12 protein-coding genes are annotated in these 13,262 nt (G+C 70.5%); 9 read left to right on the top strand and 3 right to left on the bottom strand.

Annotation, left to right across the window (positions count from 1 at the left end; all coding sequences use genetic code 11):
• Positions 1-25: 25 nt before the first annotated feature.
• From nagA to F6J84_RS12740, 3 genes are read right to left on the bottom strand one after another with little or no spacing between them, the layout of a single operon-like run.
• On the bottom strand, positions 26-1,225 hold the full coding sequence (gene nagA / locus F6J84_RS12750) for an N-acetylglucosamine-6-phosphate deacetylase (RefSeq protein WP_150974205.1): 1,200 nt from the start codon (positions 1,223-1,225) through the stop codon (positions 26-28).
• A gap of 10 nt (positions 1,226-1,235) precedes the next feature.
• Positions 1,236-2,153 carry an N-acetylmuramic acid 6-phosphate etherase gene (murQ, locus tag F6J84_RS12745; RefSeq protein ID WP_191905675.1) on the bottom strand — a complete coding sequence of 306 codons (918 nt, stop codon included), beginning with the start codon at positions 2,151-2,153 and terminating at the stop codon, positions 1,236-1,238.
• Between the two features lie 19 nt (positions 2,154-2,172).
• Positions 2,173-3,078, bottom strand: coding sequence for a BadF/BadG/BcrA/BcrD ATPase family protein (locus F6J84_RS12740; protein WP_150974203.1), 906 nt, complete (start codon positions 3,076-3,078; stop codon positions 2,173-2,175).
• A 145-nt stretch (positions 3,079-3,223) separates the two neighbouring features.
• On the opposite strand from F6J84_RS12740, the gene F6J84_RS12735 reads away from it, so the two are divergent.
• From F6J84_RS12735 to F6J84_RS12695, 9 genes are all read left to right on the top strand, one after another.
• Positions 3,224-4,084, top strand: a complete 861-nt coding sequence (locus F6J84_RS12735; RefSeq protein WP_150974202.1) for a MurR/RpiR family transcriptional regulator — start codon at positions 3,224-3,226, stop codon at positions 4,082-4,084.
• A 121-nt stretch (positions 4,085-4,205) separates the two neighbouring features.
• A complete protein-coding gene (locus tag F6J84_RS12730) occupies positions 4,206-5,171 on the top strand; it encodes a GNAT family N-acetyltransferase (RefSeq protein ID WP_202980447.1) in 966 nt (321 codons plus the stop codon).
• 16 nt (positions 5,172-5,187) lie between these two features.
• The gene (locus tag F6J84_RS12725) at positions 5,188-5,880 is read left to right on the top strand and encodes a PIG-L deacetylase family protein (RefSeq protein ID WP_150974201.1); all 693 of its coding nucleotides are present in this window, start codon (positions 5,188-5,190) and stop codon (positions 5,878-5,880) included.
• A 43-nt stretch (positions 5,881-5,923) separates the two neighbouring features.
• A complete protein-coding gene (locus F6J84_RS12720; RefSeq protein ID WP_150974200.1) occupies positions 5,924-7,240 on the top strand; it encodes an ABC transporter substrate-binding protein in 1,317 nt (438 codons plus the stop codon).
• Positions 7,241-7,253: 13 nt separating this feature from the next.
• Positions 7,254-8,198, top strand: a complete 945-nt coding sequence (locus F6J84_RS12715) for a carbohydrate ABC transporter permease (protein WP_150894226.1) — start codon at positions 7,254-7,256, stop codon at positions 8,196-8,198.
• Positions 8,195-9,043: a carbohydrate ABC transporter permease gene (locus F6J84_RS12710; RefSeq protein ID WP_150894228.1), complete on the top strand. Its 849-nt coding sequence runs from the start codon at positions 8,195-8,197 to the stop codon at positions 9,041-9,043. The genes F6J84_RS12715 and F6J84_RS12710 overlap by 4 nt, the downstream gene beginning before the upstream one ends.
• Positions 9,043-9,822, top strand: coding sequence for a glucosamine-6-phosphate deaminase (locus tag F6J84_RS12705; RefSeq protein WP_150974199.1), 780 nt, complete (start codon positions 9,043-9,045; stop codon positions 9,820-9,822). Before F6J84_RS12710 ends, F6J84_RS12705 begins: the two co-directional genes overlap by 1 nt.
• Positions 9,819-12,626 carry an FAD-binding and (Fe-S)-binding domain-containing protein gene (locus F6J84_RS12700; protein WP_238702493.1) on the top strand — a complete coding sequence of 936 codons (2,808 nt, stop codon included), beginning with the start codon at positions 9,819-9,821 and terminating at the stop codon, positions 12,624-12,626. The genes F6J84_RS12705 and F6J84_RS12700 overlap by 4 nt, the downstream gene beginning before the upstream one ends.
• A 125-nt stretch (positions 12,627-12,751) precedes the next feature.
• On the top strand, positions 12,752-13,210 hold the full coding sequence (locus F6J84_RS12695; protein WP_150974197.1) for an SRPBCC family protein: 459 nt from the start codon (positions 12,752-12,754) through the stop codon (positions 13,208-13,210).
• Positions 13,211-13,262 lie beyond the last annotated feature (52 nt).

Below are 13,262 nucleotides of genomic sequence, written 5' to 3'. Positions count from 1 at the left end.
CTCCGACGCGGCGAGTCGAGGAATATCACACATCGCGGGCGCGCCGACGCGGATGTATCCCGCCACCGGAACGCCCGTCCTGCCAGACCTCCCGCACGTTCAGCGATCCGTCCCAGAGCACGGCGTCGGCGATGTACCCCGGAGCGAAGGCACCCATCGACCGCGCACGCAACGCCCGTGCCGGGAGGAGCGTCGCCGCCGCGACGACCTGGGGCAGGGGGATGCCCGTGGCGGCCGCGTGCCGGATGCCGGCGGCGAGGGTGAGTGTGGAACCGGCGATCGTATCGGATCCCCGCAGGCGCGCGACGCCCTCGCGCACCTCCACCTCCTGCCCGCCCAGACGGTAGGCGCCGTCGCCGCAGGTGGCCGCGGCCATGGCGTCCGTGACGAGCGCCACCCGATCGGGCGCGGCGCGCAGCAGCAGCCCCAGGACGTCGTCGTGCAGGTGCACTCCGTCGGGGATGGCTTCGAGCATCACCCGGGGATCCGCGAGCGCGACCCCCACGACCCCGGGCGCGCGGTGGTGCAGCGGAAGCATGGCGTTGAAGGCATGCGTGACGAGCGTCGCACCCGCGTCGATCGCCGCCCGTGCGGTCGCGGCGTCGCTGTGCGTATGGCCGATCGCCACGACCGTGCCGTGCGCGACGATCCGCGCGATCGCCGCCTGCGCGCCATCGAGCTCCGGCGCGATCGTCATCTGGCGGACCACCCCCGTCTCCAGAAGCGGATCGATCAGCTCCGGGGTCGGCCGGACGAGGGCCTCCGGGGCGTGGGCGCCGGCGTGCAGCGGGCTGAGGAACGGACCCTCCAGATGTGCGCCGAGGATCCCGGGGAGCCGTCGGCAGGCGAGCGCGATGGTCGCCAGCTGGTCGCGCAGGAGCGCCACCGGCGCGCTGACGAGCGAGGCCACCAGCCGGGTCGTCCCGTCCGCACGGTGCGCGGCTGCGGCCGCCGCGACGGCATCGAGACCGTCGTCGAACGAGCAGCCGGCACCGCCGTGATTGTGGATGTCCACGAGTCCCGGGGTGAGCGTCGCGCCGGGGCCGGCCTCGGCGGTGCCGTCGACGACGCGGGTGTCGTCATCGCGGGCGTGCCGCCAGGCGTCGCCGGTGCCGACCGCGCGCACACGCCCGCCGGCGAGGTGGACCCATCCGTCCGCCAGATCGATCGCGGGGCCGGCGGGGAGGGCGGAGACCACCCGGACCGAGTGGATGAGGGTGTTCACGGGCGCTCGTTCACGCGGACGGGGCGCGCTCCACGGCCACGCGGAGGAGACCTCCGGCCTCCTCGAGGCGGCGACCGGCCTCGGCCGGGGCGACCCCGGTCAGGACGGCGAGGATCGCCTCCTTCACATGGCCTCCGGCGGCGTCCAACGCGGACTCGGACTCGTCGGCCGGCACGCCGGTCACGGTCATGACGGTGCGCACGGAGCGGGCGCGGAGCTTCTCGTTCGTGGCGACGAGGTCCACCATGATGCCGCGGTAGGTCTTCCCGAGGCGCACCATGGCGAGCGTGCTCAGCATGTTGAGGATGAGCTTCTGCGCGGTGCCGGACTTCAGGCGCGTGGAGCCGGCGACGAACTCAGGACCGACGACGACCTCGATCGGGATGTCGGCGATCCGCCCGATCGCGGAATCGGTGTTCTGGGCGACGGCGATCGTGAGCGCGCCGCACCCCCGGGCGTGACGGAGGCCACCCACGACATAAGGGGTCCGGCCGGAAGCGGAGATGCCCACGACCACGTCGGCATCGGTGAGGCCGAGTTCGGTGAGTTCCGCGGCCGCGGCGGTGTCGTCGTCCTCCGCGTTCTCCACGGCGGTGAGGAGCGCCGTGGGGCCGCCGGCGATGAGGCCACGGACCATCTCGGGCGGGGTGCCGAACGTGGGCGGGCACTCGGAGGCGTCGAGCACGCCGATCCGTCCCGCCGTCCCGGCGCCGAGATAGATGAGCCGACCGCCCCGGCGGAACCTCTCGACGATGGCATCGACCGCGCGGGCGATGACCGCCGCGTGCTGCGCGACCGCGACGGGGACGCTTTGGTCGCCCTGGTTCATCAGGGTGACCAGCTCCAGGGTGTCGAGCGTGTCGAGGTCGACGGAGTCGCGGGCGGCTTCGGTGGTGAGCGCGGCGAGCTCGTCGATCAACTCGTTCATCCGAGTCGTGTGGGAAGAATCAGGCACGGTGGATGAACCCCTCCAGAGGTAGGTCGCGGAGCGTCGCGATGATGCGCGCGCCATCGAGGGCGGTGCCGGCGGGGGCACGGGTGGTCAGGTCACGGGCCGCGAGGGCGGCGGTGAGGCGGTGGCGGAACCAGTCCGATCCGCTCAGACCGCCCAGGATGCTGACGGTGCGCTGGCCGGTGGGCAGTGCCGCCGCCAGGGCGGTGGCGGCGAGCTCCTCGACGGCCTCGTCGACGATACGCTGGGCCGTCGCGTCGCCGGCCTCGGCCGCGGCGAGCACGGCGGGGGCATGTCGCGCGAGGAACGCGGCGTCGGACGGAGCGGCGGTGAGGCGGGCGACGGCGGCGTCGCCGGTGTCGATGAGTCCGCTCAGGGCGGTGGGGGCGGCGGCACCGGCGGCGGCCATCTCGGCGGCGCGGAACCCGGCGCGGCCGATCCAGGCGCCGGAGCCGACGTCGCCGGCGAGCAGCCCGCGGCCGTCGCGCCGGGAGGTACGGCCGTCGGGGGCGACCGCCAGGGCGACGGCTCCCGTACCCGCGACCAGACACACTCCGGCGGATCCGTCGAAGGCACCCACGTGCGCGGTCACGATGTCCGATGCCACGGCGACCGGGGCGTCGAACGCCCGCGCGAGCCGGTTCGCGAGGTCGGCGGCCCCGTCAGGGGCGGACAGCGCGCCTGCGGCACCGATGCCGAAAGATGTCGGCACGACGGCCGGGGAGAGCCCGGCGACGAGGCTGCGCAGGGCCTCGGCGGTGCGCTCGGGAGCGCCGGGCACGGCGAGCCCGGGCAGGCCCGGTCCGTCCGCGTCGGAGCGGCGTCCGTCCGGGCCCCAGGCGGTGACGCGGCACCGCGTCTTGCCGAGGTCGACGCAGACGATGGCGTCCTCTGTGCTCATGGTTCTCCTTTTGCACGAACTGAAAGAAGTATACGCATCCGGTAATCTGGTCGAAACATAGTTTCATCTACGGATGGGTGGAGTGGGCGACGTGCATCGGCGAGACCATACTGGGACGAGTGATCAGATGACGCCGGGAGCGCGAATGAGCATTCAGTCGACCATCGAAGCGGCCGTCGGGTCGTTGTCGCCCTCCTTGCGGCGCATCGCGGAGACGATCCGGGAGCGTCCGACGATCGTCCTGGAGAGCACGATCAACGATCTGGCTGCAGAGTGCGGCACCTCGGTCGCCTCCGTCGTGCGCTTCTGCCAGGCCATCGGGATGGCCGGCTACGCCCAGCTGCGCGTGGCGCTGGCCACCGAACTCGGCAAGGAATCCGCGCAGTTCGGGATGCCCGCCGCGTACGGCGCGGACGTCTCTCCCGGGGACTCGCTGCAGGAGATCGCGCGGAAGATCTCCTCCCTCGAGCTCATGGCGATCGACGAGACGATCGGCTCCCTCGACTTCGAGGTGCTCGAGCGGGTGGTGGGCAGGTTCGAGAACGCCAGTCGCATCCTGCTCTACGGGGTCGGGGCCAGCCAGTTCGTCGCCGAGGATCTGCAGCACAAGCTCTTCCGCATCGGGCGGGACGCATTCGCGCTGTCCGACCCGCACGAGGCCTGGGCGGCGGCGGCGCTGCCGGTGAGCGGCGTGGTGGCGATGGGGATCTCGCACCTGGGGGAGACCAAGGACACCCTGGAGTTCCTGCGGATCGCCGCGGAGAACGGAGCGTTCACGGTGGCTCTCACCGGGGTGCCCGGCTCCGCCATCGCGAACGCCGCGGATGAGGTGCTCTACACGCGGGCGCGGGAGACGACGTTCCGGGCGGGCGCCATGGTGAGCCGGATCGCGCAGCTCGCGCTGGTCGACTGCCTGTTCGCCGGGATCGCGCAGCGCCGCTACCACTACACCGTGGACGCGTTGCGTCGGACCCGCGAGGTCACCCGGGGCGCGCGGGGCGTCTGAGTCCGCCCCGCGGCATCGCGCACATCGCTGTGCCGTCATGTGTAACAATGCTCCACAAGAAGACTGCATAATGAAACTCAGTGCCGCCGACAGGCGGCTCTCGAAGTCGAGGAGGAACCGGATGATGGACGCGACGGTGCAGTTGCGGACGTTCCAGCCCGGCGATGGTGCACGCATCGCCGCAGCCTGGACGGCGGCGGCCCCGCAGGACCCGATCACCGAGACCCGGTTCCGGGACCTCATCCTGCTCGATCGCAACTTCGACCCGGCGGGCCTGTTCGTCGCCGACCGTGCCGGCGAGGTCGTCGGTGCCGTCTACGTCGTGCGCCGGCGCGTTGCTCACGACGGGGACGACCTCGAGCGCGGCCGCGGCTGGATCCCCTTCTTCTTCGTCACGCCCGATGCGCGGGGTCGCGGACTCGGCCGGGCGCTGCTCACGCGCGGGATCGAATGGCTGCGCGCCCAGGGCGCCGCGGAGGTCGTCTTCTCCAGCTACACGCCGAACTACGTGCTGCCCGGGCTCGACGCCGACCGGTATCCGGAGGCTGCCGCGCTGCTCTCCTCGCTGGGCTTCGAGACCATCGAACGCCCGAGCTCGATGGAGATGTCGCTGCGCGGCTACCGTCTGCCGGAGAGCGAGCGGGTGCGTGCCGCGGAACTGCGCGCCGAGGGCTGGTACCTCGGCACCCTGCGCGACGAGGACATCGTGCCGCTGATCGAACTGGCCGGGCGTGAGTTCAACTCCGACTGGGCGCGCGCCATCCGGGAGGGGATCGTCTCCGGATTGCCGCTGGAGCGCATCATGGTCGCCCGCAACCCCGAGGGGCGCGTGATCGGGTGGGCCATGCACGGCACCTACGAGAACGTGATCGACCGCTTCGGTCCGTTCGGGGTGCTCCCCGAGAGCCGCGGCACGGGCCTCGGCAGGTTGCTGCTGCACCTCACCCTGGAGCGCATGGCCGCGACCCAGGCGCACGCCGCGTGGTTCCTGTGGGCGGACGAGGGCTCGGCGGCCTCGAACCTCTACGTGAAGACCGGCTTCGAGATCACGCGCACCTTCACCATCCTGCGCGCCGAAATCTCCTGAGAAGGGAACCCCATCCATGAGTAAGACCGTCATCGCCGTCGGTGGACACATCGGCGACATGGAACTGACCGCCGGACCCACCCTGGCCAAGGTGGTGCTCGAGGGCGGACGCGCGATCATCGTGGACTGCACCTACGGCGAGCGCGGCCACCCCACGATCGCGCCCAGCATCTACCGCGAGCAGAAGCTCGAGGAGGCCCGCTTCTTCGCCGACACGATCGGTGCGGAACTGGTCACCCTCGACTACTCGGACGGCTTCCTGCCGGACGACGAGGCCGTGGCGGAGCAGATCGCCGAGGTCATCCGCGAAGCCAAGCCCGACATCCTCATCACGCATTGGCTGCACTCGATGCACCGCGACCACGAGCGGGCGGCGCAGGCGGCCATCCGGGCCGCGTTCCTCGCGTCCATCCCGATCGAGGAGATCGACGCCGAGCGTCACTCCGTGCCGGTCATCCTGCACGCGGAGAACTGGGAGGACATGGAGGGCTTCGAGGCCGACACGTTCTACGAGATCCCGGACGAGGCGTACGAGCGGTGGCGTGCCGGGATCGAACGTCACGCGTTCGCGCGCGGGGAGACCTACGGTTTCCGCTTCATCGATTACTACTCCGCGCTGATGCAGGTCAAGGGATGCCTCGTCGGTCACCAGCGCGCCGCCGCTTTCAAGTCCGCCGGGCACGAGCGGTTCGCCCTCGCCGGTCCCTGATCTCCCCTCGAACACAACCGCAATCGCATCTGGAAGGTAAACCATGAAGAAGCACACGCTGCTTGCAGGCCTCGGTGTCGCGGCCTCGGTCGCGCTCGTCGCCACCGGCTGCTCGGCCTCGGGAGGATCCGATGACGGCTCCACCGAAGTGACGTTCCTGACCCACTGGGGTCCGGACCAGGTCACCATGCTCGAGGACGCCGCCGCGGCCTTCACGGAGGAGAACCCGGACATCACCGTCAAGGTCCAGGCCGTGCCGTTCGCGAACCTGCTCTCGACGCTGCGCACGCAGGGCGCGTCCGCCGACGGCCCGACGATCGCCGGCATCTACGACGCCTGGCTGCCGGAGCTCGCCCGCGACGGTCTCGCCGCCGAGGCGCCGAGCGACGTCGCCAAGGACGTCACCGACAACTGGCCGTCCGGTGTGGTCAACGCCGCGACCCAGGAGGGAGCCCTGTACGGCATCCCGAACGAGGTCGACCTGTACCAGTTGAACTACAACACCGCGCTGTTCGAAGAGGCCGGCATCGCCGCTCCGCCCGCCACTTGGGACGAGCTGCTGACGGCCGCCGACGCGATCACCGCGACCGGCGACGGACGTCAGGGGATCGGGTTCATCACGAGTTGGAACTCCGGCGCCGTGCACCCCTTCCTCTCGCTGCTCGCCTCCAACGGGGGCAGCTTCCTGAACGAGGCCGGCGACGCCGCCGACCTGGAGAGCCCGGAGGCCCTCGAGACCGCCGAGCTGTACCAGCAGCTCGTGGACGCGGGAGCGACGAACCCGGCGATGTCTGGTGCGAACGCCAACACCACCGGTCCGTACCTCGACAACTTCGTCAACGGCAAGACCGGCATGATCGTCATGGCGAACTGGTGGGAGAGCTCCCTCAAGGACGCCATGGGCGATGACTTCGCGAACGTCGCCACGGCGCCGATCCCGGTCGGGCCGAGCGGTGACGTGTCCAGCTCGATCTCGTACTCGTGGGACACGATCGTCAACGGCAACGCCTCCGACGAGAAGCAGGCGGCCGCCTGGAAGTTCCTCAGCTGGCTGAACGGCCCGGACTCGGGCGAGAACGGCTCCTCGGCGATGGGTGACATGCTCATCTCGATGGGCATCCTGCCCAGCCGGCTGTCCGACGTCGAGGCGCACGCCGAAGCGCTCGGGTCCGACTTCCTGAGCTCCTACGTCGCCGCGATGGAGACCGCCACGCCGTTCCCGACCGTCCTGGGCGCCAGCGCCGGTGCCGACGCGCTGCAGCGTCAGATCGAGGCGCTGCTGAACGGGCAGGTGGATGCGGCGACCGCCATGAAGACGGCGACCGCGGACGTCGACGCCGCGCTCACCGCCGCACGCTGACGAAAAGGAACCCGTGAACCTCACGTCAACAACCGGGGGAGGCCCGATCTCGGGCCTCCCCCGGCCACGTCGCCGCCGGACGGACAAGGCGCACCGCGGGATCACCGCGGCGATCTTCCTGAGTCCCACGGTGCTCATCATCGGACTGTTCACCGTCGTCCCGATGATCATGACCATCGTCATCAGCTTCCACCGCTGGTCGATGTTCACCCCGATCACCGAGATGGACTTCGTCGGCCTCGACAACTACGCGCGCTTGCTGAGTGACAGCGCGCGCGTCCAGGCGATCGCCAACACCGGCGTGTACGTGCTGCTGAGCGTCGTGATCACCGTGCCGCTGGCGTTCCTCATCGCCATGCTGCTGTACTTCCCGCGGCTGCGCGGGCGCAACATCGTGCGCGTCATCCTCTTCGCCACGTACGTGATCCCGACGATCGCGATCGTGATCATCTGGAGCAATATCTACGCTCCCGGCTACGGCCCGCTGAGCGCCATGATCCAGGCGATCGGGATCACGCCCCCCGGCTGGCTCAGCGACCCTTCCTGGGCGCTGGTCTCCCTCGTCATCTTCAACGTCTGGCAGATGCTCGGCTACTACGTCATCCTGCTGGTCGCCGGTCTCACCCAGATCCCCGAGGAGCTGTACGAGGCCGCCAAGGTCGACGGCGCCGGGATCGTGCGCCAGACCCGGTCCATCACCATCCCGATGCTGAGCGGTTCGCTCGTGTTCGTGGTCCTGATGACCATCATCAACTCCATCCAGGTGTTCGACCCGATCTACCTGCTGACCCAGGGCGGTCCCGCCGGGTCGACCAACGTGGTCTCGTTCGAGATCCAGCGTTCGGCGTTCCAGTACGGGCAGGCCGGCGACGCCAGCGCGCTCGCCGTCTCGCTGTTCATGCTGATCGTGCTGGTCGGCGTGGTCCTGAACGCCATCTCGAAGGCGAGGAAGCGATGAGCCGCCGCCGCACCCATCCCCGCACGCTCGCCCAGCGCGCGCTGCTGTACCTGCTGCTCGCGGTCGTGGCCGTGGTGCCGTTGTTCCCGCTGTACTGGCTGGTGATCTCGGCGTTCAAGACGCCCGCCGAGTTCGTGACGATCCCGCCGACGTGGTTCCCGGCGTCGCCGACGTTCGACCAGGTGAACGCGGCGCTGACCCAGGTGCCGTTCGCCCAGTCCATGATGAACAGCGTCATCATCGCCGGCGGGGCCACGATCTCGGTGCTGATCACCAGCATCCTCGCGGGCTACGTGTTCGCGAAGTACCAGTTCCGCGGGAAGAACCTGATGTTCTGGGGCATCGTCGCGACGATGTTCCTGCCGCCCATCGTCACGCTCGTGCCGCTGTACTACCTGGTGAACTCGATGGGGCTGTCGGACTCCTACATCGGGGTGCTGCTGCCCTGGCTGGCGAACGCGTTCGGGATCTTCCTCATGCGGCAGTTCATCATGGACGTCCCGGATGAGCTCATCGAGGCCGCGCGCCTGGACGGGGCGAGCGAGTTCCGCATCGTCTGGCAGTTCGTGGTGCCGCTGATCAAGCCTGCCGTCGTGACGCTCGCGGTGTTCATGTTCGTGTTCTCGTGGAACAACTTCCTGTGGCCGCTCACGATCCTGCGCACCGAGGCGATGTACCCGGTGGTGCTCACGCTGAACCGGCTCATGTCGTACACGATGAGCTTCGACTACCAGAACGTCGTGATCGCCGGAGCGCTGATCGCGTCGCTGCCCACCCTCATCGTGTTCCTCATCTCCCAGCGCGTGTTCGTGCAGGGGATCGCCTCGAGCGGGGTGAAGGGCTGATGGCGGAGATCCTCATCGTCGCTGATCGGGACGCCGCGGGCGAGCTGGCAGCGCGGGTCGTGTGGGAGTACCTCGACGGCGTCCCCGAGCCGGTGCTCGGGGTGGCGACCGGGTCCACCCCGGAGCCGCTCTACCGGGAACTGGCGCGCACGAGAGGCGGACGGGACCTGTCGCGGCTGCGTGCGTTCGCCCTCGACGAGTACGTCGGCCTCCCCGCCGGGCACCCGGAGTCGTACCGCGAGGTGCTCCGCCGGGAGATCGTCGAGCCGCTCGGACTCGATCCGCAGCACGTGCACGTGCCGCCGGCCGACGCCGCGTCGCTGCCCCACGCGGGGGAGCGGTACGAGGCGGAGATCGCCGCAGCGGGCGGGGTCGGGCTGCAGATCCTCGGTATCGGCAGCGACGGTCATGTGGGATTCAACGAGCCGGGCTCGTCGCTCGCCTCGCGCACGCGGGTGAAGACGCTGACGGAGCAGACCCGGCGCGACAACGCCCGGTTCTTCGACTCGATCGACGACGTGCCCCGGCACTGCGTCACTCAGGGGCTCGGCACCATCCGCGATGCGCGGCACCTGCTGCTCCTCGCGTTCGGGGCGCAGAAGGCGCAGGCGGTCGCGGCGGCGCTCGAGGGTCCGCTCTCGGCGAGCATCCCGGGGTCCATCGTGCAGCTGCATCCGCACGTCACCGTCATCCTCGACGAGGACGCCGCGAGCGGGCTCGGCCACGCGGACTATTACCGCGACGTCGCGCGGTTCAAGCCGGAGTGGCAGGGCTGGTGAACACCGAACTCCCTCCCGCGATCGCCGCCGCGGTGGCGGAGGCGTCGCGCATCAAGACCCGGCTCATCGACCGCGTCGCCTACGCGGGCGACGCCTCGCACTTCCTGCTGACGCCGCAGGCCGTGGTGGTCGCCGCGGATGCCGCGGAGGTCGGTGGACTGCTCCGCGCGGCGGCGCGGGAAGGGATGCCGGTCACGTTCCGCTCCGGGGGGACGAGCCTGTCCGGCCAGGGCAGCGGCGACGGCCTGATGATCGACGTGCGGCAGCGATTCCGCGACATCGAGGTGCTCTCCGACGGGGCGCGGGTGCGCGTGCAGTCGGGCGCAACGGTGCGACAGGTGAACGCGCGTCTCGCCCCGTACGGCTTCCGGCTCGGGCCGGACCCGGCCAGCGAGGCGGCGTGCACGATCGGCGGCGTCGTGGCCAACAACTCCAGCGGGATGGCGTGCGGCACGGACCAGAACACGTACCGCACGCTGGAGTCCGCCGTACTGGTGCTGCCCTCCGGCACGATCCTGGACACGGCCGCCCCGGATGCGGACGCGCACCTGCGTGCGCGGGAACCGGAGCTGGTCGCCGGGCTCCTGCGGCTCCGGGACCGCGTGCGGCAGGATCCGCACTCGGTCGAGGTGATCCGGAAGCACTTCGCGCTGAAGAACACGATGGGCTACGGAGTCAACGCCTTCCTCGACTTCGACGCGCCCGTCGAGCTGCTCCGGCACCTCGTGATCGGATCCGAGGGGACGCTGGCCTTCGTGGCGGAGGCCACGTTCCGCACCGTCCCGATCGCGCCGAAGGTGACGACCGCGCTCGCCGTCTTCCCGTCGCTGCACGCGGCCACCGTGGCTCTTCCCGGTCTCACCGCGACCGGAGCGGCGACGCTGGAACTCATGGACGCGACCTCGCTCCGGGTCGGGCAGCGCCTCCCGGGTGCGCCGGCGCAGATCCTCGGGTTCGAGGTCGAGGACCACGCCGCACTGCTGGTCGAGTACCACGCGCGCACCGACGAGGAGCTGCGGGCCCTGTCCGCGGCGGGTTCCCGCGTGCTCACCGAGGCTCCGCTGCGCACGCCGGCACCCCTGGCCACGGACGCCGCCGCACGGACAGCGGCGTGGTCCTTCCGCAAAGGGCTGTACGCGTCGGTGGCGGGCGCGCGTCCGAGCGGGACGACGGCGCTGCTGGAGGACGTGGCGGTTCCCGTCCCGGCGCTCGCCGAAGCATGCGAGGGGCTGCAGGAGCTGTTCGACCGGTACGGCTACGCGGACAGCGTGATCTTCGGTCACGCCAAGGACGGCAACATCCACTTCATGCTCACGGACCGCTTCGAGGGCGAGTCGGCCCTCGGCCGCTATCTCGGCTTCACCGAGGACATGGTCGATCTCGTGCTCGCGGCCGGGGGGAACCTCAAGGCGGAGCACGGGACCGGGCGGGCGATGGCGCCGTACGTGCGTCGTCAGTACGGCGACGAGCTGTACGACGTGATGTGCGAGATCAAGCGGCTGTGCGATCCGGCGCGCGTGCTGAATCCGGGCGTCGTGATCGACGACGACCCCGATGCGCACATCCGCAGCATCAAGCTGGCTCCGCCGGTCGAGGAGGAGGTCGACCGCTGCGTCGAGTGCGGCTACTGCGAGCCGGTCTGTCCGAGCCGGGATCTGACGTTGACGCCTCGACAGCGCATCGTCGTGCGCCGTGGCATCGAGCGGGCGCGACAGTCCGGCGACGTCTCGGCGGTGGCGCAGCTGGAGCACGACTACGACTACGCCGGCGTGCAGACCTGTGCGGTCGACGGGATGTGCCAGACGGCGTGCCCGGTGCTGATCAACACGGGGTCGCTGGTGAAGCGACTGCGCCGTGAGGACGCGAACCCGGTGCTGGCAGCGGGCTGGAAGGCGGCGGCATCCGGATGGGGCGCCGCCACCCGTGCCGGGGCGGTGGCGCTGTCGGCGGCCAAGGCGGTACCGGCGCCGCTCGTCACCGGTGCGACGGCCGCGGCCCGCGCGGTGCTGGGCGAGGACACGGTGCCGAGGTACAGCGCGGACCTCCCCGGTGGCGGGGCGGCCCGCCGCGGAGCGACGGGAGTCGTCGGCGGGGGCGAGGGAGACCCGATCGCCGTATACGTCCCCGCCTGCGTGAACAGCATGTTCGGCGCGGCTGACGGCGGCGACGGCGTGGCGTTCGCCTTCCGGCGACTGCTCGAACGCGCCGGTGTCGCGGTGGTCGTGCCGGAGGGCGTCGAGTCGATGTGCTGCGGGACGCCCTGGTCGTCGAAGGGCTACGCCGGCGGGTACGACGTCATGTCGCGCCGCGTGGTCGAGCGCGTGCGGGAGGCGTCACGTGGCGGCGAGCTGCCGGTCATCAGCGACGCCGCCAGTTGCAGCGAGGGTTTCGAGCGGATGCTTCGTGCCGAGGGGGTGCGGGTGGAGGACGCCGTGGCCTTCGCCCGGCGGGAGCTGCTGCCGCGGTTGTCGGTGACCGCTCCGGTCGCGTCGCTCGTGCTGCATCCGACGTGCTCGTCGCGGCAGATGGGCCTCGACCCGGACCTCGTGGCGATCGCCGAGGCCGCTGCGGTCACCGTCGATGTGCCCACGGACTGGAGCTGCTGCGGCTTCGCCGGGGACCGGGGGATGCTGCATCCGGAGCTGACCGCGTCGGCCACCGCGCGGGAGGCGGCGGAGGTCGCCGCCCTCGGCGCACAGGCGCACGCGTCCTGCAACCGCACCTGCGAGATCGGCATGACGCGGGCGACCGGTGAGTCCTACCGGCACGTGCTGGAGCTGCTCGAGGAGGCGACCCGGGCGTAGCGCGCTCTCTTACGCTCTCGTCCGCCGTTGCGCAACGCCCCGGGGACCGGGGGTCCGGTCGCGTGTACTAGGGGCACGGATGCGGGGTCCGCATCCGACCGGACATCGAAGGGAAAGCCAGAGCTATGGCACGCATCATCGAGACCGTGGACGTGAAGGCCCCGATCGCCGCGGTGTACAACCAGTGGACGCTGTTCGAACAGTTCCCGCGCTTCATGAGCTTCGTGGAGTCGATCACGCAGACCGACGACACTCACACGCACTGGAAGGTGAAGATCGGAGGCGCCGAGCGCGAGTTCGACGCCGAGATCACGGAGCAGCACCCCGAGGAGCGGATCGCCTGGAACAGCATCGGCGGTGAGGAGAACCACGCCGGCGTCGTGACGTTCCACAAGATCAGCGACACCGAGACGCGCGTGACCGTGCAGCTCGACTGGGAGCCGACGGGGCTCCTGGAGAAGGTCGGGGCGCTCGTGGGTGTCGACGACCACGCCATCAAGAAGGACCTCGAGAACTTCAAGAAGCTCATCGAGGAGGTGCCCGCGGCGGGTACCGAGGGATGGCGCGGCGACGTCCCGCGCTGAGCGCACTGATCCGCGCTAGCTGAGGGATATACCTCCCTCACTGCTGTGCAGG

This window comes from Microbacterium caowuchunii (assembly GCF_008727755.1).
Taxonomy (GTDB): domain Bacteria; phylum Actinomycetota; class Actinomycetes; order Actinomycetales; family Microbacteriaceae; genus Microbacterium; species Microbacterium caowuchunii.
The sequence above is the reverse complement of the archived record's forward strand: the minus strand, read 5'-3'. Positions and strand labels throughout refer to the sequence as shown.

What these genes read in the sequence shown, in the direction of transcription:
- F6J84_RS12725 (WP_150974201.1), top strand. Translation starts at nt 5,188, where the DNA reads ATGAGTAAGACCGTCATCGCCGTCGGTGGACACATCGGCGACATGGAA.
- F6J84_RS12720 (WP_150974200.1), top strand. Translation starts at nt 5,924, where the DNA reads ATGAAGAAGCACACGCTGCTTGCAGGCCTCGGTGTCGCGGCCTCGGTC.
- F6J84_RS12695 (WP_150974197.1), top strand. Translation starts at nt 12,752, where the DNA reads ATGGCACGCATCATCGAGACCGTGGACGTGAAGGCCCCGATCGCCGCG.
- F6J84_RS12705 (WP_150974199.1), top strand. Translation starts at nt 9,043, where the DNA reads ATGGCGGAGATCCTCATCGTCGCTGATCGGGACGCCGCGGGCGAGCTG.
- F6J84_RS12730 (WP_202980447.1), top strand. Translation starts at nt 4,206, where the DNA reads ATGATGGACGCGACGGTGCAGTTGCGGACGTTCCAGCCCGGCGATGGT.
- F6J84_RS12710 (WP_150894228.1), top strand. Translation starts at nt 8,195, where the DNA reads ATGAGCCGCCGCCGCACCCATCCCCGCACGCTCGCCCAGCGCGCGCTG.
- F6J84_RS12740 (WP_150974203.1), bottom strand. Translation starts at nt 3,078, where the DNA reads ATGAGCACAGAGGACGCCATCGTCTGCGTCGACCTCGGCAAGACGCGG.
- F6J84_RS12735 (WP_150974202.1), top strand. Translation starts at nt 3,224, where the DNA reads ATGAGCATTCAGTCGACCATCGAAGCGGCCGTCGGGTCGTTGTCGCCC.
- murQ (WP_191905675.1), bottom strand. Translation starts at nt 2,153, where the DNA reads ATGAACGAGTTGATCGACGAGCTCGCCGCGCTCACCACCGAAGCCGCC.